This window comes from Streptomyces prunicolor, from assembly GCF_045162825.1.
In the GTDB taxonomy this organism is placed as follows: Bacteria; Actinomycetota; Actinomycetes; order Streptomycetales; family Streptomycetaceae; genus Streptomyces; species Streptomyces prunicolor.
Map to the genome: position 1 here is coordinate 9,452,062 of NZ_CP108676.1, position 23,396 is coordinate 9,475,457.

Consider the following 23,396-nt stretch of genomic DNA (forward strand, 5'->3'; position numbering starts at 1 on the left):
ACCCCTCGAAACGTATCCGGCGGCGGATACGTGTCAGTTCCTGTAGCACAATTCCGTAAGACGAACGCAAGACAGTCGTAAGACGAATCCGAAAATGAAGGCATCCACCCTTGAGTGAGACAACGCATGACGGCGGAGTCGCGGTGAGCCCGCGTCCGTCGCCCGACGAAGGCCTCACGGCGGCGCAGCTGTCCGCCAAGTACGGGCTGACGGTGAGCGGTGCCCGTCCCGGACTCGCCGAGTACATCCGCCAGTTGTGGGGACGCCGGCACTTCATCCTGGCCTTCTCCCAGGCGAAGCTGACGGCCCAGTACAGCCAGGCGAAGCTCGGCCAGCTCTGGCAGGTGGCCACACCGCTGTTGAACGCGGCCGTGTACTTCTTCATCTTCGGCGTCATCCTGAAGGCCAGCAAGGGCATGTCCCGGGACGTGTACATCCCGTTCCTGGTCACGGGCGTGTTCGTGTTCACCTTCACGCAGAGCTCGATCATGGCGGGCGTCCGCGCGATCTCCGGCAACCTCGGCCTGGTGCGCGCTCTGCACTTCCCGCGCGCCTCGCTGCCGATCTCCTTTGCGCTCCAGCAGCTCCAGCAGCTGCTGTTCTCGATGATCGTGCTGTTCATCATCGTCGTGGGCTTCGGCAGCTACCCCAGCCTGTCCTGGCTGCTGATCCTCCCGGTCCTGGTGCTCCAGTTCCTCTTCAACACCGGGCTCGCGCTGATCGTGGCGCGGATGGGCGCCAAGACCCCGGACCTCGCCCAGCTGATGCCGTTCATGCTGCGCACCTGGATGTACGCGTCGGGCGTCATGTTCTCCATCAGCACGATGATGGAGGGCCGCTCCGAGGTGTTCGTCCGCTTCCTGCAGGTGAACCCGGCCGCCATCTACATGGACCTGATGCGCTTCGCGCTCATCGACGGCTACGGCGCGTCGAACCTGCCGCCGCACGTGTGGGCCATCGCCGCCTTCTGGGCCGTGGTCCTGTTCGTCGGCGGCTTCGTGTACTTCTGGCAGGCGGAGGAGAGGTACGGCCGTGGCTGAGCAGAACCCTGAGCAGACCCCGAGGGACCTGGTCCCCACCGTCATCGCGGACGAGCTGCACATCGTCTACCGCGTGCACGGCGCCAAGACCGGCAAGGGGAGCGCCACCTCCGCCCTCAGCCGCATAGTCAAGCGCGGCGAGGAGCGCGGGGTGCGCAAGGTGCACGCCGTCAAGGGCGTCTCCTTCGTCGCCTACCGCGGCGAGGCCGTCGGTCTGATCGGCTCGAACGGCTCCGGCAAGTCGACCCTGCTGCGTGCCATCGCGGGCCTCCTCCCGGCCGAGAAGGGCCGGGTCTACACCAACGGCCAGCCCTCGCTGCTGGGCGTGAACGCGGCCCTGATGAACGACCTCACCGGCGAGCGCAACGTCATCCTGGGCGGCCTCGCCATGGGCATGTCCCGCGAGCAGGTCAGGGAGCGCTACCAGGAGATCGTCGACTTCTCCGGCATCAACGAGAAGGGCGACTTCATCACCCTCCCGATGCGCACCTACTCCTCCGGCATGGCGGCCCGGCTGCGCTTCTCCATCGCCGCCGCCAAGGACCACGACGTCCTGATGATCGACGAGGCGCTCGCCACCGGCGACCGCAAGTTCCAGGTCCGCTCCGAGGAGCGCATCCGCGAACTGCGCAAGTCCGCGGGCACGGTGTTTCTCGTCAGTCACAACAACAAGTCGATCCGCGACACCTGCGACCGCGTGCTGTGGCTGGAACGCGGCGAACTGCGGATGGACGGCCCGACCGACGAGGTCCTCAAGGAGTACGAGAAGTTCACGGGCAAGTAGTCCACTCGCCTACGGGCGCAAAAGCCCAGAACGCTTCCCCGGGCCCCGCCGGAACTGCTCCGGCGGGGCTCCGCGTCTGCAAAGGAAACGTCAACTCGGCCCGGCCCAAGGAATCTTGAGGCCAATCGGTGTGTTGTTGTGATGTGCAGGACACCCCGAGGAACCGCGCTGCGTTGTACAACGTAAGCTGTACCGGTGCCGAATAGCGGCAAGTGGGGCGATAATGCGCGACACCCTTCTGCGGGTAGGCCTGCGTTTAACCGTGCGGACGACTGGGCGGCGTGTCCGAAATAGTGTGTATTGGGTCGGCAGTGTAGAACGGGAGATGTGACGGCAATGGCTACGGAAACTCCCCAGCTCACCGAAGCATGCGCCGTCCCCGCCCCTGGCAGTGAGCGGTGACGGGAACCGGCTCCGCCGCCACCGGTGATCCGGAGCGCGGCACACTGGACAAGGCCGCGGGTGAGAACTTCCCCGTGGCGCCTTTCTTCCTGCCCAAGGCCTGGCGCACCGATCTCATGGCGGTGTACGGATTCGCCCGCCTCGTCGACGACATCGGAGACGGCGATCTGGCCCCCGGCGGCGCCGACGCCCGCCTCCTCGGCGTGTCACCGGAGGACGCCGAGGACCGCCTGCTCCTCCTCGACGCCTTCGAGGCCGACCTGCACCGCGTCTTCGACGGCACCCCGAGCCACCCGCTGCTGCGCCGCCTCCAGCCCACCGTCCGCCGGTGCGCGCTGACCCCCGAGCCCTTCCTCGGCCTGATCGCCGCGAACCGCCAGGACCAGCTCGTCACGCGCTACGAGACCTACGACGATCTCGTCGCCTACTGCGAACTGTCCGCGAACCCGGTCGGCCGCCTGGTCCTCGGCGTCACCGGCACCGAGACCCCCGAGCGGGTCCGGCACTCCGACGCGATCTGTACCGCACTTCAGATCGTCGAACACCTGCAGGACGTCGCCGAGGACCTCGGCCGCGACCGCATCTACCTGCCCGCCCAGGACATGAAGCGCTTTCACGCCCAGGAAGCGGATCTCGCCACGCCCTCCGCGGGCGCATCGGTGCGCGCGCTGGTTGCATACGAAGCAGAACGCGCCCGCGATCTCCTGAATGAAGGCGCCCCCTTGGTGGGTAGCGTCCACGGCAGGTTGAGGCTGCTGCTCGCGGGGTTCGTGGCGGGGGGAAGAGCGGCGATCCGAGCGATCGTCGCCGCTGAATACGACGTACTTCCCGGCCCGCCCAAACCCGGCAAGATCCAGTTGCTGCGTGAGGTGGGCGTGACTCTGCGAGGAGAGGGGTGATCCGCAGCGTGGAGTCTGCACCGCACATGTCCGCACCGGTACTCGCCGCCTACAGCTACTGCGAGGCCGTCACCGGTCAGCAGGCACGTAACTTCGCGTACGGCATCAGACTGCTGCCTACGCCCAAGCGCCGCGCCATGTCGGCGCTGTACGCGTTCTCCCGACGCGTCGACGACATCGGCGACGGCACCCTGCCGACCGAGGTCAAGTCGTCGCGTCTGGAGGACACCCGGGCGCTGCTGACCCGGGTTCGCGAAGGCAAGGTCGAGGAGGACGACACCGACCCGGTCGCGGTCGCCCTCGCCCACACGGCCGAGGCCTTCCCGGTCCCGCTCGACGGCCTGGACGAGCTGATCGACGGCGTCCTGAAGGACGTACAGGGCGAGACCTACGAGACCTGGGACGACCTGAAGGTTTACTGCCGGTGTGTCGCGGGCGCGATCGGACGGCTCTCGCTCGGCGTGTTCGGCACCGAGCCGGGGGCGCGCGGAGTCGAGCGCGCCTCGGAGTACGCCGACACGCTGGGGCTCGCGCTCCAGCTCACCAACATCCTGCGGGACGTCCGCGAGGACGCCGAGGACGGCCGTACCTATCTGCCCGCCGACGACCTCGCGAAATTCGGATGCTCGGCCGGGTTCAACGGGCCGACGCCGCCGGAGGGTTCCGACTTCGCGGGTCTCGTGCACTTCGAGGTGCGCCGGGCCCGCACTCTTTTCGCCGAGGGCTACCGGCTCCTGCCCATGCTCGACCGCCGCAGCGGCGCCTGTGTCGCCGCCATGGCCGGCATCTACCGCCGTCTGCTGGACCGCATCGAGCGCGAGCCGGAGGCCGTCCTGCGCGGCCGCGTCTCCCTGCCCGGCCGCGAGAAGGCCTACGTCGCGGTGCGCGGCCTGTCCGGCCTGGACGCCCGGCACGTCGCGCGGAGCACCCTCAGGAGGCGCACCTGATGGACGAAGTGGGCCAAGGCGATGGCACCGGAGAAATGCGGCACGCAACCCTCCGGTGCGAAGCGGCGTCCCTGACTGCAACGGTCTGCCGTGGCTGGTTGGAGCGCCGCGGCGGGCGCGCAGGGGGGAGTGCACGATGAGCGACGGGACGCGGCCCGATGGGCTGCCCGCCGAGCCGGCGACAGGACCGGCCGGACGGCATGCCGTCGTGATCGGCGGCGGGCTTGCCGGCATCACCACCGCGCTCGCGCTCGCCGACGCCGGAGTCCGCGTGACGTTGCTCGAAGGCCGCCCGCGCCTTGGCGGGCTCGCCTTCTCCTTCCAGCGCGGCGACCTCACCGTCGACAACGGCCAGCACGTGTACCTGCGGTGCTGCACCGCCTACCGCTGGTTCCTCGACCGCATCGAGGGCGCGGCGCTGGCTCCGCTGCAGGATCGTCTCGACGTGCCCGTACTCGACGCGAACCGCCCCGAGGGGCGCAGGCTCGGCAGACTGCGGCGCGACCCGCTGCCGGTGCCCCTGCATCTGGGGCGCAGCCTTGCGACGTACCCGCACCTCTCGCTCGCCGAGCGCGCCAAAGTCGGACGTGCCGCGCTCGCGCTCAAAGCGCTCGACCTCGCCGACCCAGCGCTGGACGCCCAGAACTTCGGCAGCTGGCTGACCGCGCACGGTCAGTCGGCGCGTGCCGTCGAGGCACTGTGGGACCTGGTGGGGGTCGCCACCCTCAACGCGGTCGCGGGCGACTCCTCGCTCGCTCTCGCCGCGATGGTGTTCAAGACCGGTCTGCTCTCCGACCCGGGCGCGGCCGACATCGGCTGGGCACACGTCCCGCTGGGCGAACTGCACGACCGACTCGCCCGCAAGGCGCTCGACTCCGCGGGCGTGCGCACCGAAGTCCGTACACGCGTCACCTCCATCTCTACTGACGAAAACGGGCGTTGGACCGTTCAGGTTCCCGGCGAGACCATCGAGGCCGACACCGTCGTCCTCGCCGTACCGCAGCGCGAGGCTCACGATCTGCTGCCCGACGGCGCCCTCGACGACCCTGAGCGGCTGCTGGCGATCGACTACTCGCCGATCCTCAACGTCCATGTCGTCTACGACCGCAAGGTGCTCACCCGGCCGTTCTTCGCGGCGCTGGGCAGCCCGGTGCAGTGGGTGTTCGACCGGACCGACGCGTCCGGGCTGAAGGACGGCCAGTACCTGGCGCTGTCCCAGTCCGCCGTGCACGACGAGATCGACGCGCCCGTGGCCGAGCTGCGGGAGCGCTACCTGCCCGAGCTGGAGCGGCTGCTGCCCGGTGCGCGCGGCGCCGAGGTGAGGGACTTCTTCGTGACCAGGGAGCGCACGGCGACGTTCGCTCCCGCCCCCGGCGTCGGACGGCTGCGGCCCGGCGCCCGCACCAAAGCCCCCGGCCTGTACCTGGCCGGAGCGTGGACCGCCACAGGGTGGCCCGCGACCATGGAGAGTGCGGTCCGCAGTGGGGTGAGCGCGGCGGACGCCGCACTCGCCGCCCTGGGCCGGCCCCGCCCCCGTCATCTCTTCGGTTTCGAGGAGGCGGCGTGATGCTCGATCAGCAGGCGGCAGGCGACCCCCGCACCTTCGGTACCGCGACAAGAGGAGAGACTGTGCCCACTGTGCCCCCGGCCGAGACGGCTGCCGACGCGGTGGACGTGTCCGCGCTCCTGGAGCGCGGCCGGACCCTTGCCACACCGGTACTGCGGGCGGCCGTGGACCGGCTGGCTCCCCCCATGGACACCGTCTCCGCCTACCACTTCGGCTGGATCGACGCCGAGGGCAACCCGGCGGACGGCGACGGCGGCAAGGCCGTACGCCCCGCGCTCGCCGTGCTCTCCGCCGAGGTCACCGGCGCATCGCCCGAGACCGGCATCCCCGGCGCCGTCGCCGTCGAACTGGTCCACAATTTCTCGCTGCTGCACGACGACCTGATGGACGGCGACGAGCAGCGCCGGCACCGCGACACGGTGTGGAAGGTGCACGGCCCCTCCCAGGCCATCCTCGTCGGCGACGCCCTGTTCGCGCTGGCCAACGAGGTGCTGCTGGAGCTCGGCACCGTCGAGGCCGGCCGCGCCACCCGCCGCCTCACCACCGCGACCCGCGCCCTCATCGACGGCCAGGCGCAGGACATCTCCTACGAGCACCGCGACCGCGTCAGCGTCGAGGAGTGCCTGGAGATGGAGGGCAACAAGACCGGCGCCCTGCTCGCCTGCGCCTGCTCCATCGGGGCCGTGCTCGGCGGCGCGGACGACCGCACCGCCGACGTCCTGGAGAAGTACGGCTACCACCTCGGCCTGGCCTTCCAGGCCGTCGACGACCTCCTCGGCATCTGGGGCGACCCGGAGTCCACCGGGAAGCAGACCTGGAGCGATCTGCGCCAGCGCAAGAAGTCCCTGCCCGTGGTGGCGGCGCTCGCGGCGGGCGGACCCGCCTCCGAGCGGCTCGGTGAGATCCTCGCCGCCGACGCCAAGAGCAGCGACTTCGAGAACTTCTCCGAGGCGGAGTTCGCGGCCCGCGCCGCGCTCATCGAGGAGGCAGGCGGCCGCGAGTGGACCGCCGAAGAGGCACGCCGTCAGCACACCATCGCCATTGAGGTCCTCGACGCCATCGACATGCCCGACCGGGTTCGGGCGCAGTTCACGGCGCTCGCCGACTTCGTCGTCGTACGAAAGAGATGATCACTATCGGTCGAATAGCCCTCGCGTAGTCGCCGGCCGGTGCTGCGGAGATACGAGTACCGGCCGACGGCGGACCCACAGCAGAGACATGCCACTGCACGAAGGGGAAGCCATGACAGCGACGACCGACGGAAGCACCGGGGCCATGCAGCCCCGGGTTGCCGCGGCCAGCGAAACCGACATCAACACCCCCGTGGCGGCCGGGGTGCACGACGCCGCCGCACTCGCCGTACAACGCGCCACCGACTTCCTCCTCTCGCAGCAGGACGCCCAGGGCTGGTGGAAGGGCGACCTCGAGACGAACGTCACGATGGACGCCGAGGATCTGCTGCTCCGTCAGTTCCTGGGCATCCGCGAGGAGTCGACGACCCAGGCCGCCGCACTCTTCATCCGCGGCGAACAGCGCGAGGACGGCACCTGGGCCAGCTTCTACGGCGGCCCGGGCGAACTCTCCACCACCATCGAGGCGTACGTCGCCCTCCGGCTGGCCGGTGACGCGCCGGACGCCCCGCACATGGCGAAGGCGTCCGCGTGGGTCCGCGAGCGGGGCGGGATCGCCGCGGCCCGGGTCTTCACCCGGATCTGGCTCGCGCTGTTCGGCTGGTGGAAGTGGGACGACCTGCCCGAACTCCCGCCGGAACTCCTGTACTTCCCCACCTGGGTGCCGCTCAACATCTACGACTTCGGATGCTGGGCCCGGCAGACCATCGTGCCGCTGACGGTGGTCTCCGCGAAGCGGCCGGTACGGCCCGCGCCCTTCCCGCTCGACGAACTGCACACCGACGCGGACAACCCGAACCCGGTCAAGCCCCTTGCCCGGGTGGCGAGTTGGGACGGCGCCTTCCAGCGGCTCGACAAGGCGCTGCACCTCTACCGCAAGGTCGCCCCGCGCAAGTTGCGCAAGGCCGCGATGAAGGCGGCCGGCCGCTGGATCATCGAGCGGCAGGAGAACGACGGCTGCTGGGGCGGCATCCAGCCGCCGGCCGTGTACTCGGTGATCGCCCTGCACCTGCTCGGCTACGACCTCGAACACCCCGTGATGCGCGCGGGACTTGAGTCGCTGGACCGGTTCGCGGTCTGGCGCGAGGACGGGTCCCGGATGATCGAGGCCTGCCAGTCCCCGGTGTGGGACACGTGCCTCGCCACCATCGCGCTCGCCGACGCGGGTGTACCCGCCGACCATCCCCAACTGGTCAAGGCGGCCGACTGGATGCTCGGGGAGGAGATCGTCCGCCCCGGCGACTGGGCGGTCAAGCGGCCCCAACTGCCGCCCGGCGGCTGGGCGTTCGAGTTCCACAACGACAACTACCCCGACATCGACGACACCGCCGAGGTCGTGCTCGCGCTGCGCCGGGTCAGACATCACGACCCGGAGCGCCTCGACCGGGCCGCCGGACGCGCGGTCCGCTGGAACCTCGGAATGCAGTCCAAGAACGGCGGTTGGGGCGCCTTCGACGTCGACAACACCAGCCCGTTCCCCAACCGGCTGCCGTTCTGCGACTTCGGCGAGGTCATCGACCCGCCGTCGGCGGACGTCACCGCGCACGTCGTCGAGATGCTCGCCGTCGAGGGCCTCGCCCACGACCCGCGCACCCGGCGCGGCATCGAGTGGCTGCTCGCCGAACAGGAGCCGGACGGCTCGTGGTTCGGCCGCTGGGGCGTCAACTACGTCTACGGCACAGGGTCCGTGGTGCCCGCGCTCGCCGCGGCCGGGATCCCCGGCTCGCATCCGGCGATCCGGCGGGCGGTCACCTGGCTGGAGACCGTGCAGAACGACGACGGCGGCTGGGGCGAGGACCTGCGCTCCTACAAGTACGCCAAGGAATGGAGCGGCCGGGGCGCCTCCACCGCCTCGCAGACGGCCTGGGCGCTGATGGCCCTGCTCGCGGCGGGGGAGCGTGACTCCAAGGCCGTAGAACGCGGCGTCGAGTGGCTCGCGGAGACCCAACGGGAGGACGGGTCCTGGGACGAGCCGTATTTCACCGGCACGGGCTTCCCGTGGGACTTCTCCATCAACTACAACCTCTACCGGCAGGTCTTTCCGCTCACCGCGCTCGGACGCTTCGTGCACGGAGAACCGTTCTCCCAGACCTCGTTCTCCCCGGCCAAGGGGGGCTGATGGGCCCGCAGCCGGCCGGACCGCCGCTGCTGATCGCCTGCGCGCTCGGCATCGAGCACCTCGCCCTGCGCGCGGGCGACCGCTCCGGCGCCGGCGGGCCGGTCACCTTCCTCAGGACGGGGATGGGGCCCCAGGCGGCCGAGGAGGCCGTCACGCGGCGCCTCGCCGACCCGGCGCTGGACGGGGCCGCCGTACTGGCCACGGGCTTCTGCGCCGGACTCGCCCCCGGTATGCACCCCGGTGACCTCGTGGTCGCCGAGGAGACCAGACAGGCGCGCGGAACCGTTCCGTGCGTCGGTACCGAGCTGCTCGTCAAGGAACTGGTGCGGGCCCTGCCCGGACGCACCGTCCACACCGGCCCCCTGACCGGCTCCGATCACATCGTCCGCGGTCAGGAACGGTCGGATCTGCTCGCGACCGGCGCAATCGCGGTCGACATGGAGTCGGCGGCCACGCTGCTGAGCGCCGTGCGTACGGGCGCGCGCCCGGTTGCGGCCGTACGGGTGGTCGTGGACGCTCCTGAACATGAACTCGTCCGGATCGGCACGGTGCGCGGTGGAATATCGGCTTTCCGCGTTCTTCGTTCCGTTCTTCCCGCTTTTTTCGAATGGCACCGTTCTTTGCTGCTCCCTCGGAGGTGAGCCAGATGGCCATGCCGCTGCGCCAGACAATCAAGGTCGCTACATACTTGGCTGAACAGAAGCTCCGCAAGCGGGACAAGTTCCCCCTGATCGTGGAGCTGGAACCGCTCTTCGCGTGCAACCTGAAGTGCGAGGGCTGCGGCAAGATCCAGCACCCGGCGGGCGTGCTCAAGCAGCGCATGCCGGTGGCGCAGGCCGTCGGGGCGGTGCTCGAATCCGGTGCGCCGATGGTGTCCATCGCGGGCGGCGAGCCCCTGATGCACCCTCAGATCGACGAGATCGTGCGGCAGTTGGTGGCGAAGAAGAAGTACGTCTTCCTCTGCACCAACGCGATGCTGCTGCGCAAGAAGCTCGACAAGTTCACGCCCTCGCCGTACTTCGCCTTCGCGGTGCACATCGACGGGCTGCGCGAGCGGCACGACGAGTCCGTCGCGAAGGAGGGTGTGTTCGACGAGGCGGTGGAGGCGATGAAGGAGGCCAAGAAACGCGGCTTCCGGGTCACCACCAACTCGACGTTCTTCAACACGGACACCCCGCAGACCATCATCGAGGTCCTGAACTTCCTCAACGACGACATCAAGGTCGACGAGATGATGATCTCGCCCGCCTACGCCTACGAGAAGGCACCCGACCAGGAGCACTTCCTGGGTGTCGCGCAGACCCACGAGCTGTTCAAGAAGGCCTTCGCGGGCGGCAACCGGCGCAAGTGGCGGCTCAACCACTCCCCGCTCTTCCTGGACTTCCTGGAGGGCAAGGTCGACTTCCCGTGCACGGCCTGGGCGATCCCGAACTACTCGCTCTTCGGCTGGCAGCGCCCCTGCTACCTGATGAGCGACGGGTACGTGCCAACGTACCGGGAGCTGATCGAGGACACCGACTGGGACAAGTACGGCCGCGGCAAGGACCCGCGCTGCGCCAACTGCATGGCGCACTGCGGCTACGAGCCCACCGCCGTCCTCGCCACCATGGGCTCCCTCAAGGAGTCCCTGCGGGCCATGCGCGAGACCGTCGCCGGAAACCGCGACTGACGTCATGACCGCCGTAGCCCTGGGCGTCCCCGAGATGCCGGTCCGGCCGATCGCCGAGCGACGTGTGTCGCGACGCATCCAGGTCGGATCGGTGGCGGTCGGGGGCGGGGCCCCCGTCTCGGTCCAGTCGATGACCACGACCCGTACGTCGGACATCGGCGCCACCCTGCAACAGATCGCCGAACTCACCGCGTCCGGCTGCCAGATCGTCCGCGTCGCCTGCCCCACGCAGGACGACGCGGACGCGCTGGCGACCATCGCGCGCAAGTCACAGATCCCGGTGATCGCGGACATCCACTTCCAGCCCAAGTACGTCTTCGCCGCAATTGAGGCCGGCTGCGCGGCAGTTCGCGTCAATCCCGGCAACATCAAGCAGTTCGACGACAAGGTCAAGGAGATCGCGCGGGCCGCCAAGGACCACGGCACGCCGATCCGGATCGGGGTCAACGCCGGTTCCCTGGACCGCCGTCTGCTCCAGAAGTACGGCAAGGCGACGCCCGAGGCGCTCGTCGAGTCGGCCCTGTGGGAGGCGTCGCTCTTCGAGGAGCACGGCTTCCGCGACATCAAGATCTCGGTGAAGCACAACGACCCGGTCATCATGGTCAACGCCTACCGGCAGCTGGCCGCGCAGAGCGACTATCCGCTGCACCTCGGGGTCACCGAGGCCGGGCCCGCCTTCCAGGGCACGATCAAGTCGGCGGTCGCCTTCGGGGCGCTGCTCAGCGAGGGCATCGGTGACACGATCCGGGTGTCGCTGTCCGCCCCGCCGGTCGAGGAGGTCAAGGTCGGCCTCCAGATCCTGGAGTCGCTGAACCTCAAGCCCCGGCGGCTGGAGATCGTGTCGTGCCCGTCCTGCGGGCGCGCCCAGGTGGACGTCTACAAGCTCGCCGACGAGGTCACGGCGGGCCTGGAAGGCATGGAGGTCCCGTTGCGTGTCGCGGTCATGGGCTGCGTCGTCAACGGACCCGGTGAGGCGCGGGAGGCCGACCTGGGGGTCGCCTCCGGCAACGGGAAGGGGCAGATCTTCGTCAAGGGCGAGGTCGTCAAGACCGTGCCCGAGTCGAAGATCGTGGAGACCCTCATCGAGGAGGCGATGAAGATCGCCGAACAGATGGAGCAGGACGGCGTCGCGGCGGGGGAGCCGGCCGTCACCGTGAGCTGAAACAGCACGGACCGAAGGGGGCCCGACGTGACGATCCTGGAGAGCATCCGGCAACCACGCGACCTGAAGTCGCTGTCCGAGGCGGAACTCGGCGAACTGTCCGAAGAAATAAGGGAGTTCCTGGTCCATGCGGTGGCCAGGACCGGCGGACACCTCGGGCCCAACCTGGGCGTGGTGGAACTGACCATCGCGCTCCACCGGGTCTTCGAGTCCCCAACCGACCGCATCCTCTGGGACACCGGCCACCAGAGCTACGTACACAAGATCCTGACGGGCCGTCAGGACTTCTCGAAGCTGCGCAGCAAGGGCGGCCTCTCCGGCTACCCCTCGCGCGAGGAGTCCGAGCACGACGTCATCGAGAACAGCCACGCCTCCACCGCGCTCGGCTGGGCCGACGGCCTCGCCAAGGCCCGTCAGGTGCAGGGCGAGAAGGGCCATGTCGTCGCGGTCATCGGCGACGGCGCGCTCACCGGCGGCATGGCCTGGGAGGCGCTGAACAACATCGCCGCCGCGAAGGACCGGCCGCTGATCATCGTCGTCAACGACAACGAGCGCTCCTACTCGCCCACCATCGGCGGCCTCGCCAACCACCTCGCGACCCTGCGCACGACCGACAGTTACGAGAAGGTCCTCGCCTGGGGCAAGAACGTCCTGCTGCGCACCCCGGTCATCGGCAACACCGTCTACGAGTCGCTGCACGGCGCGAAGAAGGGCTTCAAGGACGCGTTCGCCCCGCAGGGCATGTTCGAGGACCTGGGCCTCAAGTACGTCGGCCCGATCGACGGACACGACATCGGCGCCGTCGAGTCCGCGCTGCGCCGCGCGAAACGCTTCCACGGCCCGGTCCTCGTCCACTGCCTCACGGAGAAGGGCCGCGGCTACGAACCCGCCCTGGCTCACGAGGAGGACCACTTCCACACCGTCGGCGTGATGGACCCGCTCACCTGCGCACCCCTCGTCCCCTCCAACGGCCCTTCCTGGACCAGCGTGTTCGGCGACGAGATCCTGCGCATCGGGGAGGAACGGGACGACGTCGTGGCCATCACGGCCGCCATGCTGCACCCGGTCGGCCTCGGCAAGTTCGCCGCGAGGTTCCCCGACCGGGTCTGGGACGTCGGCATCGCCGAGCAGCACGCGGCCGTCTCGGCGGCGGGCCTGGCGACCGGCGGACTGCATCCCGTCGTCGCCGTCTACGCCACCTTCCTCAACCGCGCCTTCGACCAACTCCTGATGGACGTGGCGTTGCACCGCTGCGGGGTGACCTTCGTCCTGGACCGCGCCGGGGTGACCGGAGTTGACGGAGCGTCACACAACGGCATGTGGGACATGTCCATCCTCCAGGTCGTGCCGGGCCTTCGTATCGCCGCGCCGCGTGACGCCGACCAACTCCGGGCCCAGCTGCGGGAAGCGGTCGCCGTCGACGACGCACCTACCCTGGTCCGCTTCCCGAAGGAGTCGGTCGGGCCGGAGATCCCGGCGATCGACCGCGTGGGCGGCCTCGACGTCCTGCACCGCGGGGCGGAGACCCCCGAGGTACTGCTCGTCGCGGTGGGCGTGATGGCGCCGGTCTGCCTCCAGGCCGCCGAGCTCCTCGAAGCCCGGGGCATCAACTGCACGGTCGTGGACCCCCGTTGGGTCAAACCCGTCGACCCGGCACTCCCGGGCCTCGCCGCCGAACATCGGTTGGTGGCTGTCGTAGAGGACAACAGCCGTGCGTCGGGTGTCGGCGCCGCCGTGGCGCTGGCCCTGGGCGACGCCGAAGTCGACGTCCCCGTACGGCGGTTCGGCATCCCGGAGCAGTTCCTCGCGCACGCCAAACGTGGCGAGGTGCTCGCCGACATCGGCCTCACACCCGTCGAGGTCGCCGGACGGATCAGCGCAAGCCTGGCGGTCAAGGACGCGAACGCCGGCACAGCCAAGGAGAAACCCGAATGACCAAGGAGTTCGACCTCACCGCGCTGCTGGCCGAGCGCGGAGCCGAGCGCTACGAGCTGCACGCCAAGTACCTGAACCACCAGCTCCCGCGCATGCTGCACACCATCGGCTTCGACAAGGTCTACGAGCGGGGCGAGGGCGCCTACTTCTGGGACGCGGACGGCAACGACTACCTGGACATGCTCGCCGGGTTCGGGGTGATGGGCCTGGGCCGCCACCACCCCGTCGTCCGCAAGGCGGTGCACGACGTCCTCGACGCTCAGCTCGCCGACCTCACCCGTTTCGACTGCCAGCCGCTGCCCGGCCTGCTCGCCGAGCAACTCCTCACCCACAGCCCGCACTTGGACCGGGTGTTCTTCGGCAACAGCGGTACGGAGGCGGTCGAGACCGCGCTCAAGTTCGCCCGGTACGCCACCGGGAAACCGCGCGTCCTCTACTGCGACCACGCCTTCCACGGTCTGACCACCGGCTCGCTGTCGGTCAACGGCGAGGACGGCTTCCGCGACGGCTTCGCCCCGCTGCTGCCGGACACGGCCGTACCGCTCGGTGATCTCGACGCGCTGGCACGGGAGTTGAAGAAGGGCGACGTCGCCGCCCTCGTCGTCGAACCGATCCAGGGCAAGGGCGTCCACGAGGCGCCGCCCGGCTATCTGCGCGCCGCGCAGGAACTCCTGCACCAGCACAAGGCGTTGCTCATCGCCGACGAGGTGCAGACGGGTTTGGGTCGTACCGGTGACTTCTACGCCTATCAGCACGAGGAGGGCGTGGAGCCGGACCTGGTGTGTGTGGCCAAGGCGTTGTCCGGTGGTTATGTGCCGGTCGGGGCGACCCTCGGCAAGGACTGGATCTTCAAGAAGGTCTACTCGTCCATGGACCGGGTGCTGGTCCACTCGGCGAGCTTCGGGTCCAACGCGCAAGCCATGGCCGCGGGTCTCGCCGTGCTGTCGGTCATGGAGAACGAGCAGATCGTCGCCAACGCCCGTGCCACCGGGGACCAGTTGAGGACCCGGCTTGCCGCGCTGGTCGACAAGTACGAGCTGCTCGCCGATGTGCGCGGCCGAGGCCTGATGATCGGCATCGAGTTCGGCAGGCCCAAGTCGCTGAAGCTGCGCAGCCGTTGGGCCATGCTCCAGGCCGCGCGCAAGGGACTGTTCGCGCAGATGGTGGTCGTACCGCTGCTCCAGCGGCACCGGATCCTCACCCAGGTCTCCGGCGACCACCTGGAGGTCATCAAACTGATCCCGCCGCTGATCATCGGCGAGCGCGAGGTGGACCGGTTCGTGGACGCCTTCACCGCCGTGATGGACGACGCGCACAGTGGGGGCGGGCTGATGTGGGACTTCAGCAAGACGCTCGTCAAGCAGGCGGTGGCCAACCGGTAGGGGGCTGCCGGTAGAGGGTTTCTGCCGGGCGACGTGGGCTTTTGCCTCTGGGGCAATAAATTTGCCGCAGAGGCAAGTCTGCGGCTCAATGGAGGTATGAGTTCTTCCGAGACCGAGCCGGAATCGCCGACCGGGCCAGAATCACAGATGGGACCGGCCGACGACCTGCCGGCCACCGTCGCACCCCAACTCCGCGCCCTGCGTCGCCGCGCCTCCCTCACCCTGGAGGTCGCCGCCCGCTCCGCCGGACTCTCGCCCGCTCATCTCTCCCGGCTGGAGACCGGGCTGCGCCAGCCCTCGCTGCCGATGCTGCTCGCGCTGGCCCGTATCTACGGTACGACAGTCTCGGATCTGCTCGGCGAGACGGTCACCGACCGGGAAGCCGTCGTACGCGCCGCCGACATGGAACCGACCTACGCCGGCGGCTGGACGTACTGGCAGGCCGGCGCCCACGGCCGCGGGATGCAGTCGTTGCGCGTGCGCATCCCGCACGGCTCCCAGGGCGACATCGTGCGCGTGCACCCCGGCGAGGAGTGGCTGTACGTCCTCAAGGGCCGGCTACGGCTACGCCTCGGGGACACCGCGCACGTCCTCGCGCCGGGCGACAGCGCGCACTTCGACTCGCTCACCCCGCACCGGCTGGCCGCCGCCGACGAGACCGGTGTCGAGGTCCTGTTCGTCCACACCCTGCTGCAGAGCCCCACGGCCACCCTGTGCCTGGGCCCGATCACCGGAGAGACGCCATGAGCGGCAACAACATCGAGGACAAGTTCCCCCGCGCCCTGTGGGTGCGGCTCATCATCTACATCGCTGTCGGCCACCTCTTCGCGGCCTTCATCTACCTGCTGTTCTCCGTGGGCGCCAAGTAGCCCGCCGCAGCGGCCAGTTCAGTCGTTTCAGCCGAGCAGGCGCTCGCGCAGCCGCTCCCGGGTCTCCGGGGTGATCCCCAACCCCTGCTCCAGATAGGCGTCCACGCCGCCCCAGGTCTCCTCGACGGTCTCGAAGGCCGCTGTCAGATACTCGGCGCGGGCGTCGAAGAGGGGGCTGAGGAGCTCCATCACCTCGGGGGAGTAGGCCGAGGCGGAGGAGCCGCTGCGACGCACCTTGTAGCGGCGGTGCTTCGCGTTCGACTCCAGGTAGTCGGCCACGATCGCCTCGCGCTCCACGCCCACGGCGAGCAGCGTCACGGCTATCGACAGGCCCGCGCGGTCCTTGCCCGCCGCGCAGTGCATCAGCGCGGGAACGCTGTCCTCCGCGAGCGAGTGCAGCACCTGGGAGTGCTCGGCGGTGCGCTCCGTGACGATCGTGCGGTACGAGGTGATCATCCGGTGGGCGCCCTTGCCGTCGCCGAGGATCCCGCGCAGCTGGTCTGTCTCGCCGTCGCGGACCATCTTCCAGAACTCGGAGCCGTCCGCCGGGTCGGACAGCGGCAGATTCACATTGCGCACGCCGGGCAGCTCGACGTCGGGACCCTCCAGCTTCTGGTCCGACGCGTTGCGGAAGTCGAAGATCGTGTGCAGCCCGAGGGAGGTGAGGAACGCCGCGTCCTCGTCGGTCGCGTGCGCCAGATGACCGCTGCGGAACAGCACCCCGTGCCGCACCCGCCGTCCGTCCACCGTCGGCAGCCCGCCCACATCCCGGAAATTGCGCACTCCGGACAACTCCGGCTCGGTCGACGGAATCTGCTGCGTCACGAGGACTCCTCCCACTCGGCCCGACGACGCGGCTCACCGGCGGGCACGCTTCCGACGATACGACATCGATTCCACAGGCTCTGAGTTGTCCACAGGCGTTGCCTCGCAGGCCTCGGCCATTGATGATGTTGCTGCTTGAGTGGACTTGTTCGAATCTGTGAGGGACCTGATGCTGGAGATCGCCGAGAACGGCCGTACGTGGGTGCTGTCGGGCCCCACAAGCAGCTACGCCGTCCATCTCACCGAGCACGACGAGCTGCTCCACCTGCACTGGGGCCCGGTGATCGCGCTCGCCGACGCCGAGGAACTCGCCGCCCGCCCGCTGCCCGTGGGCTCCTCCTTCGAGTCCCCGCTCGACGGACGCGAGGAGTACCCCGTCGAGGGCGGCCCCCGCTTCGCACGCCCAGCCCTGTCCGTGCGCACGCCCGAGCGTCGCGGCACGGAGTGGACCTTCGAGCGGTACGACACCGAGGGCGACGAACTGCGGCTCCGGTTCCGGGACACCGGCCTCGCGATCACGTTGCACTACCGGACGCGCGGCGACGTCGTAGAGCGCTGGACGACCCTCGACAACGAGGGGGACGAGGCGCTGGAGCTGCTGCGCGCCGACTCCGCCGTGTGGACGTTGCCCGAGCGGGAGGGGTGGCGGCTGTCGCAGTTGCACGGGCGGTGGGCCGCCGAGTCGCGGCTGGTGCGTTCCGACCTCACCTACGGTGAGAAGGTCATCGGCAGCCGGCGCGGACACACCGGGCACCAGCATCTGCCCTGGGTCGCGCTCGACCTCGACGCCACCGAGGAGCGCGGCGAGGTCTACGGCTGCGCCCTCGGCTGGTCGGGGTCCTGGCGGATCGCCGTGGCCCAACTCCCGGACGCGCGCGTGCAGATCGGCGGCGGCGCCGGGTACGACGACTCCGGGCTGCTCCTCCTGGCGCCGGGGGAGTCCTTCACGACCCCCGTCTTCGCCGGACTGTGGAGCGACGCCGGCTTCGGCGGCGCCAGCCGCACCTGGCACGACTACCAGCGGACGTATGTCATCCCGGACGCGGACCAGGACCGGCCGGTGCTCTACAACTCCTGGGAGGCCACGCAGTTCGACATCTCCGAGGAGCAGCAGGGCGTGCTCGCGCGGCGCGCGGCGGCGGCCGGGGTCGAGCTGTTCGTGGTCGACGACGGCTGGTTCGGGAAGCGCACCAGCGACCGCGCCGGACTGGGCGACTGGACCCCGAACCCGGACCGCTTCCCCGGCGGCCTCAAGCCGCTCGCCGACTACGTGCACGCGCTCGGCATGCAGTTCGGTATCTGGGTCGAGCCCGAAATGGTCAATCCGGACAGCGATCTGTACCGCGCGCATCCCGACTGGGTGCAGTTCCAACCCGGACGAAAGCGGACGGAGTTCCGCAATCAGCTCGTGCTGAACCTGGCTCGCGAGGATGTCCAGGAATACCTCTGGGAGCGGCTCGACACGCTCCTCACGAGCGCCCCCATCGACTACGTGAAGTGGGACTTCAACCGCTGCTTCACGGATGCCGGCTGGCCCGGTGACGCCTATCCGCAGCGCCTCTGGGTCGACCATGTGCGCGCCCTGTACGCCCTGTTCGACCGGTTGCGGGCGGCCCACCCGGGCGTCGCCTTCGAGTCCTGCTCCGGTGGTGGCGGCCGGATCGACCTCGGCATCATGAGCCGTACGGACCAGGTGTGGACCTCGGACAACACCGACCCGCTCGACCGGCTCGCCATCCAGCACGGCTTCAGCCAGATCCACCCCGCGCGCGTGATGGCCGCCTGGGTCACCGACAGCCCGAACACTCAGCTCAACGACCGGGTCAGCAGCCTGCGTTTCCGGTTCGTGAGCGCCATGGCCGGGGTGCTCGGGGTGGGCGGCGACCTCTCGGAGTGGACCGAGGAGGAGCTCGCCGAGGCCCGCCGTTGGGTGGACCTCTACAAGGAGATCAGGCCTCTCGTGCAGCACGGCGACCTCCACCGGCTGCGCCCGCCGAGCGGCGGACTCAGTGCCGTGCAGTACGTGCGCGGCGACGAGACCGTCGTCCTCGCCCTGCTCCAGGCGCAGCACTACGGTGAGCCGCTGCCGGCGCTGCGGCTGCGCGGGCTCGACCCGACAGCTTCGTACGAATGCCTCGAAACGGGTGAAGTACACCGGGGGGCCGTGCTGTTGCACCACGGGTTGCGCACCGGGCTGCGCGGTGACCTTGATGCGACGGTTCTCCGGCTGCGTCGCATCTGAGCGCTCTGTCCTAATTGCAGCCTTCGTTCCAACTCGCTCTGGAATAAGGGGACCTGAGGGGCGTGTACGTGAGCAGCGTCATATTCGTGACCGTGGGTCGTTGGTCATGTTCACGTAATTGACGTGCTTTTGCAGGGGAATTGAGGAGTCGAGGCCCGGGGAATTCACGGAGGGTGACTGTGAATTCCCACAGGCAATCACAAGAAACGCAAATCCGTGGAACCTCCTGCTTGTCCCTTTGCGTCTTCCTCGCTTACGTTCGCCACCAATCCGGACGGACGCCCAATCCTGCCGCCGACCGGACTCCGTACTCACCCACCCGTACGCGGCAGGAGCGGGGGACCCACAGGTAAGACGCCTGTTCCGGTCTCCGGAACGGGCTTGGGGTTAAGTCGCGACCAGCGCGCGGCCGGGCATCTCCAGCTCGCACCCGACAGCTCACCTCGCAGGCGCCGGAGAGGAATTCGTCATGCCCGCGAAGGGTAAGCACCGCCGCCCGAAGGCCCAGCGCCTCACCCGCTCGATAGCCGTAGCCGGAACCGGCGGTGCCGCGCTCGCCCTTCCGCTCGTGGGGGCTGCAGGCGCTCATGCCGCCCCTTCGACTTCCGCTCCGGAAAAGGCAGTTCAGTCCGTTCCGGCGGTTGAGAAGGCGGCGACGGAGAAGGCGGCGACCGCGAAAACCGCGGGCGTCAAGACGTATTCGGTGAAGGCGGGCGACTGGCTCGCGAAGATCGCCGAGGAGCAGGATGTCACCGGCGGTTGGAAGAAGATCTACCAGGACAACCGCGAGGTCATCGGTGGGGACCCGTCGCTGATCCACCCGGGCCTGAAGCTCTCCCTCGGCAAGAAGGCCTCGACGGGCGGGACGGACACCGGCACTTCGTCCAAGTCGTCCGGTACTTCGTCTTCTTCGTCCTCGTCGTCCTCTGCTTCTTCTTCTTCTTCTTCTTCGTCGAAGAGCAGCTCGGCCGCGCAGAGCGACAACAGCACCAGTACCTCCACCGGTTACACGCTCCCTGTGACCGGCGGCACCATCGGCACCGGCTATCACGTCGCGGGCAGCATGTGGTCCAGCGGCTATCACACCGGCGTCGACTTCGTCGTCCCGACCGGTACCACCGTCAAGGCGGTCGCCGCGGGCACGGTCGTCTCGGCGGCCTACGACGGCGCCTACGGCAACGAGGTCGTCATCCGGCACGCGGACGGCGAGTACTCGCAGTACGCCCACATGTCGCAGCTGTCGGTCTCGGCCGGCCAGACGGTGACCGAGGGCCAGCAGATCGGCCTCTCCGGCGCGACCGGCAACGTGACCGGCCCGCACCTGCACTTCGAGATCCGGACCACGCCGTACTACGGCTCGGACGTGGACCCGGTCGCCTACCTGCGCTCGCACGGCGTCACCGTCGGCTGACACCGGAGCCCGGAGCCTGGCGCCGGGCAGTTCCGGGGTCAACGCCCCTGATCAGAGGGTTATTCCGACTTTGGACAACCCTTTACAAGTGGCTTATATCACCGCCCGTCAACCCCTAAATACGATCGCGTAGGTCACAGCTCAGGGTGAATTATGGTTGCCGTGGCTAACGATTCGAAGAGTGACAACAGATCAGTGATCGGGTCGTACGTGGCGGTGGGGGACAGCTTCACCGAGGGCGTCGGCGATCCTGGGCCCGACGGGGCGATGGTCGGCTGGGCCGACCGGTTCGCGGTACTGCTCGCGGACCGGCGGCCCGAGGGCGACTTCGAGTACGCCAATCTCGCGGTGCGCGGGAAGCTGCTCGACCAGATCGTGGCCGACCAGCTCACCCGGGCCAAGGAGATCGGGCCCGACCTGGTCACCCTGGCCGCGGGCGGCAACGACATCATCCGTCCGGGCACCGACCCCGACGAGGTCGCCGAGCGCTTCGAACGCGCGGTCGCCGACCTCACCGCCGCCGTCGGCACCGTCATGGTGACGACCGGCTTCGACACCCGCGGCGTGCCCGTGCTCAAGCATCTGCGCGGCAAGATCGCCACCTACAACGGACATGTGCGGGCCATCGCCGACCGCTACGGCTGTCCGGTGCTCGACCTGTGGTCCCTCAAGACGGTCCAGGACCGGCGGGCCTGGGACGGCGACCGGCTCCACCTCTCTCCCGAGGGGCACACGCGCGTGGCACTCCGCGCCGGCCAGGTCCTCGGCGTCGAGGTCCCGGCCGACCCGGACCAGCCCTGGCCCCCGCTGCCGCCGCGCGGCACGCTCGACGTCCGGCGCGACGATGTGCACTGGGCGCGCGAGTACCTGGTGCCGTGGATCGGGCGCCGACTGCGGGGCGAGTCCTCGGGGGACCACGTGGAGGCGAAGGGCGCGCTGTCTCCGGACGACATCAAGATGCGGATCGAGCGGGTGGCCTGACGGGGCGACGCGCCGATAGGGCGACGCGGTAACGGGGTGACAGGTGCGGAGCTGCCCCCTCGGAGAGGCGGCATTTTTCGGAAGGCGTCTCCTCGAAGAGGCGGCTTTTGAAGGGACGGCTCAGGGAGCGGCCAACGCCGCCCGCTCCAGGCCCAGTTCCCGTGCCAGCGCCTCGTCGACCCACTCCAGGGCCCGCGTCCGCGACACCGTGCCCCCGTAGGCGGTCATCTGTACGGCGAGCCCGTCGAGGAGGGCTGTCAGGCGCAGGGCGGTGGTGGCCGGGTCCGGGCAGTGGAACTCGCCCACGGTCACTCCCTCGGCGATGACCTCGGAGAGGGCCTGCTTCCACTGGCGGTCGAGATCGCGGGTGACGTCCAGGAGGGCGGGTTCGCGCAGTGCCGCCGCCCAGCCCTCGATCCACAGCCGCCAGCCCTTGGCCTGCCCGGTCGGCGCGTACCAGCGCAGCGCGGCCCGCAGTCGGCGCAGCGCGGTCGTACGGCGGCCGAGCAGCTTGCGCAGATGGGCGAGGTCGTCCTCGGCGGCGAACGTGAACGCGGCGGCGACCAGTTTCTCCTTGGTCGAGAAGTGATAGAGCACCAGCGCGTTGCTCACCCCGAGCGCCGAGGCCACGTCGGCGATCCTGACCGCCGCGACCCCTCGCGCCTCGATCTGTTCGACGGCGGCCCGCAGCAACTCCGCCCGCCGCTCCGCCACGCCCAACCGCACTCTCGCCACGCGGTCACCCTAAGCCGTTGCCCATAGGGGCGTTGTCCCGTAGGTCACCGGTACCAGCCGAACCGTTCCGCGATGACCGGGAGCCGCTCCGCGACGATGGCGTGCGCGGCGGCGCGCGGTGTGGTGCCGTCTGCGTCCGCGCGGGCCAGCATCCGGTCGATCAGGGCACGCATCGAACGCCGGGTGTGGGCGAACGCCTCGTCCGCGTCCGCGCCGATGTCGCCGAACAGGGTCCACCACCACCAGGCGTTCGTCCCGGAGTTCACGACCACGTCCGGCAGCACGGTGACCCCACGCGCGGAGAGCAGCTCCTCAGCCTCAGGTAGTACGGGCATGTTGGCCGCCTCGACGATCCAGCGGGCGGTGATCCCCTGCTGGTTCGTGGTGTCGATCGCGTACGACACCGCCGCCGGAACCAGCACCTCCGCCGCTACGGACAGCCAGTCCTCGCCGGGGAGTTCGCGATCGCCGGCACGCAGCGCGGAACGGTTCACGGTGCCGTACCCGTCCCGGGCCGCGAGCAGCGCGTCCACGTCGAGGCCGGCCGGGTTCGCGATCGTGCCCTTGACGTCGGCGACGGCGACGATCGTCAACCCCGCGCGCGTGAGGAACCGTGCCGTGGCCCCGCCCATGGTTCCCAGCCCCTGCACGGCGACCCGCGTCCCCGCGTACGGCACGCCCGCCCGGTCCAGCGCCGCGAGCACCGACTCGGCGACCCCGCAGCCGCCGACCAGCTCGTCGAGACCGATGCCGTCCACCTCGACCGCGAAGGCGTCCGCGAGCCGCCGCCGCGCCTCCGTCTCGTCGTTGAGCAACGGATACACGGCCTGGATCGTCGACACGAGCCCGGCTTCCACGGCGGCCCTGTCGACCAGGTCCTGGCTGAGCCCGAGGTCCTCACCCGTCGTCCAGAAGCTCTCGATGTACGGCCGCATGGCGCGCAGGTAGCGCACGAGGAGGCCGTACGACACCGGGTCGCGGGGATCGCAGTCGATGCCGCCCTTGGCGCCGCCGAGGGGGAGGTAGCGGCCCTCCGGGTCGTAGTGCAGGGCCTCTTTCATGGTCATGCCCCGGGCCAGCCCCGCCACCTCGTCGAGCGTGCAGCCCGGCCGCATCCGCAGTCCGCCGCTGGACACCCCGCGCACCAGCCGGTCGACGACGAGGAAGCCCCGGCGGCCGGTGACGTGGTCGGTCCAGGTGAGCGACATCAAGGGGGCGGTCATGGGGACTCCTCGCGGCGTCGGCCGGAAGGCCGGGTACTGAACGGCGAGTCAGTATCGGAAGCGGTGTCGCGTCC

The 23,396-nt window shown here is 69.5% G+C and carries 21 protein-coding genes and 1 riboswitch; of the genes, 18 read left to right on the forward strand and 3 right to left on the reverse strand.

The genetic code is table 11. The features are described from left to right. Positions 1-110 precede the first annotated feature (110 nt). From OG588_RS42850 to OG588_RS42920, 15 genes are all read left to right on the forward strand, one after another. On the forward strand, positions 111-1,040 hold the full coding sequence (locus OG588_RS42850; RefSeq protein WP_405951961.1) for an ABC transporter permease: 930 nt from the start codon (positions 111-113) through the stop codon (positions 1,038-1,040). Beyond that, on the forward strand, positions 1,033-1,824 hold the full coding sequence (locus tag OG588_RS42855; protein ID WP_393029228.1) for an ABC transporter ATP-binding protein: 792 nt from the start codon (positions 1,033-1,035) through the stop codon (positions 1,822-1,824). The genes OG588_RS42850 and OG588_RS42855 overlap by 8 nt, the downstream gene beginning before the upstream one ends. Positions 1,825-2,222: 398 nt before the next feature. Beyond that, positions 2,223-3,125 carry a squalene synthase HpnC gene (gene hpnC / locus OG588_RS42860; protein ID WP_405951962.1) on the forward strand — a complete coding sequence of 301 codons (903 nt, stop codon included), beginning with the start codon at positions 2,223-2,225 and terminating at the stop codon, positions 3,123-3,125. Then, entirely contained in the window at positions 3,122-4,072 is a 951-nt protein-coding gene (gene hpnD, locus OG588_RS42865) for a presqualene diphosphate synthase HpnD (protein WP_405951963.1), read from the forward strand. The genes hpnC and hpnD overlap by 4 nt, the downstream gene beginning before the upstream one ends. A 35-nt stretch (positions 4,073-4,107) precedes the next feature. Then, on the forward strand, positions 4,108-4,212 hold the full coding sequence (locus OG588_RS42870; protein ID WP_353963782.1) for a DUF6380 family protein: 105 nt from the start codon (positions 4,108-4,110) through the stop codon (positions 4,210-4,212). Continuing rightward, positions 4,209-5,639 carry a hydroxysqualene dehydroxylase HpnE gene (gene hpnE, locus OG588_RS42875; RefSeq protein WP_405951964.1) on the forward strand — a complete coding sequence of 477 codons (1,431 nt, stop codon included), beginning with the start codon at positions 4,209-4,211 and terminating at the stop codon, positions 5,637-5,639. Before OG588_RS42870 ends, hpnE begins: the two co-directional genes overlap by 4 nt. Next, positions 5,639-6,769 (forward strand): polyprenyl synthetase family protein, encoded by a 1,131-nt coding sequence (locus tag OG588_RS42880; RefSeq protein ID WP_405951965.1) that lies wholly within the window; start codon positions 5,639-5,641, stop codon positions 6,767-6,769. The genes hpnE and OG588_RS42880 overlap by 1 nt, the downstream gene beginning before the upstream one ends. 112 nt (positions 6,770-6,881) lie before the next feature. Next, positions 6,882-8,888 carry a squalene--hopene cyclase gene (gene shc, locus OG588_RS42885; protein WP_405951966.1) on the forward strand — a complete coding sequence of 669 codons (2,007 nt, stop codon included), beginning with the start codon at positions 6,882-6,884 and terminating at the stop codon, positions 8,886-8,888. Continuing rightward, positions 8,888-9,529, forward strand: a complete 642-nt coding sequence (locus tag OG588_RS42890) for a 1-hydroxy-2-methyl-2-butenyl 4-diphosphate reductase (RefSeq protein ID WP_405951967.1) — start codon at positions 8,888-8,890, stop codon at positions 9,527-9,529. The genes shc and OG588_RS42890 overlap by 1 nt, the downstream gene beginning before the upstream one ends. Positions 9,530-9,534: 5 nt before the next feature. After that, entirely contained in the window at positions 9,535-10,557 is a 1,023-nt protein-coding gene (hpnH, locus tag OG588_RS42895) for an adenosyl-hopene transferase HpnH (RefSeq protein ID WP_033281750.1), read from the forward strand. Positions 10,558-10,561: 4 nt separating this feature from the next. After that, on the forward strand, positions 10,562-11,719 hold the full coding sequence (gene ispG, locus OG588_RS42900; protein WP_405951968.1) for a flavodoxin-dependent (E)-4-hydroxy-3-methylbut-2-enyl-diphosphate synthase: 1,158 nt from the start codon (positions 10,562-10,564) through the stop codon (positions 11,717-11,719). Between the two features lie 27 nt (positions 11,720-11,746). Further along, positions 11,747-13,654: a 1-deoxy-D-xylulose-5-phosphate synthase gene (gene dxs, locus OG588_RS42905; protein ID WP_405951969.1), complete on the forward strand. Its 1,908-nt coding sequence runs from the start codon at positions 11,747-11,749 to the stop codon at positions 13,652-13,654. After that, positions 13,651-15,036 carry an aspartate aminotransferase family protein gene (locus tag OG588_RS42910; protein WP_405951970.1) on the forward strand — a complete coding sequence of 462 codons (1,386 nt, stop codon included), beginning with the start codon at positions 13,651-13,653 and terminating at the stop codon, positions 15,034-15,036. Before dxs ends, OG588_RS42910 begins: the two co-directional genes overlap by 4 nt. Before the next feature lie 96 nt (positions 15,037-15,132). Next, positions 15,133-15,783, forward strand: a complete 651-nt coding sequence (locus tag OG588_RS42915; protein ID WP_405951971.1) for a helix-turn-helix domain-containing protein — start codon at positions 15,133-15,135, stop codon at positions 15,781-15,783. Then, positions 15,780-15,905, forward strand: coding sequence for a DUF6126 family protein (locus OG588_RS42920; protein WP_043671431.1), 126 nt, complete (start codon positions 15,780-15,782; stop codon positions 15,903-15,905). Before OG588_RS42915 ends, OG588_RS42920 begins: the two co-directional genes overlap by 4 nt. Before the next feature lie 27 nt (positions 15,906-15,932). Here OG588_RS42920 and OG588_RS42925 read toward each other — a convergent pair whose 3' ends face one another. Further along, positions 15,933-16,730 (reverse strand): tyrosine-protein phosphatase, encoded by a 798-nt coding sequence (locus OG588_RS42925; RefSeq protein ID WP_405951972.1) that lies wholly within the window; start codon positions 16,728-16,730, stop codon positions 15,933-15,935. A 169-nt stretch (positions 16,731-16,899) separates the two neighbouring features. Between OG588_RS42925 and OG588_RS42930 the strand changes: the two genes are divergently transcribed. From OG588_RS42930 to OG588_RS42940, 3 genes are all read left to right on the forward strand, one after another. Beyond that, positions 16,900-18,972 (forward strand): alpha-galactosidase, encoded by a 2,073-nt coding sequence (locus OG588_RS42930; RefSeq protein ID WP_405953354.1) that lies wholly within the window; start codon positions 16,900-16,902, stop codon positions 18,970-18,972. A gap of 302 nt (positions 18,973-19,274) precedes the next feature. Continuing rightward, positions 19,275-19,437, forward strand: a riboswitch (cyclic di-AMP (ydaO/yuaA leader). Positions 19,438-19,441: 4 nt separating this feature from the next. Continuing rightward, on the forward strand, positions 19,442-20,383 hold the full coding sequence (locus tag OG588_RS42935; protein ID WP_405951973.1) for a peptidoglycan DD-metalloendopeptidase family protein: 942 nt from the start codon (positions 19,442-19,444) through the stop codon (positions 20,381-20,383). A gap of 195 nt (positions 20,384-20,578) precedes the next feature. Further along, positions 20,579-21,364, forward strand: a complete 786-nt coding sequence (locus OG588_RS42940; RefSeq protein ID WP_405953355.1) for an SGNH/GDSL hydrolase family protein — start codon at positions 20,579-20,581, stop codon at positions 21,362-21,364. Between the two features lie 120 nt (positions 21,365-21,484). On the opposite strand, the gene OG588_RS42945 is transcribed toward OG588_RS42940, so the two are convergent. Continuing rightward, positions 21,485-22,099, reverse strand: a complete 615-nt coding sequence (locus OG588_RS42945) for a TetR/AcrR family transcriptional regulator (RefSeq protein ID WP_405951974.1) — start codon at positions 22,097-22,099, stop codon at positions 21,485-21,487. A gap of 44 nt (positions 22,100-22,143) precedes the next feature. Further along, positions 22,144-23,322 (reverse strand): Glu/Leu/Phe/Val dehydrogenase dimerization domain-containing protein, encoded by a 1,179-nt coding sequence (locus OG588_RS42950; RefSeq protein ID WP_405951975.1) that lies wholly within the window; start codon positions 23,320-23,322, stop codon positions 22,144-22,146. Positions 23,323-23,396 lie beyond the last annotated feature (74 nt).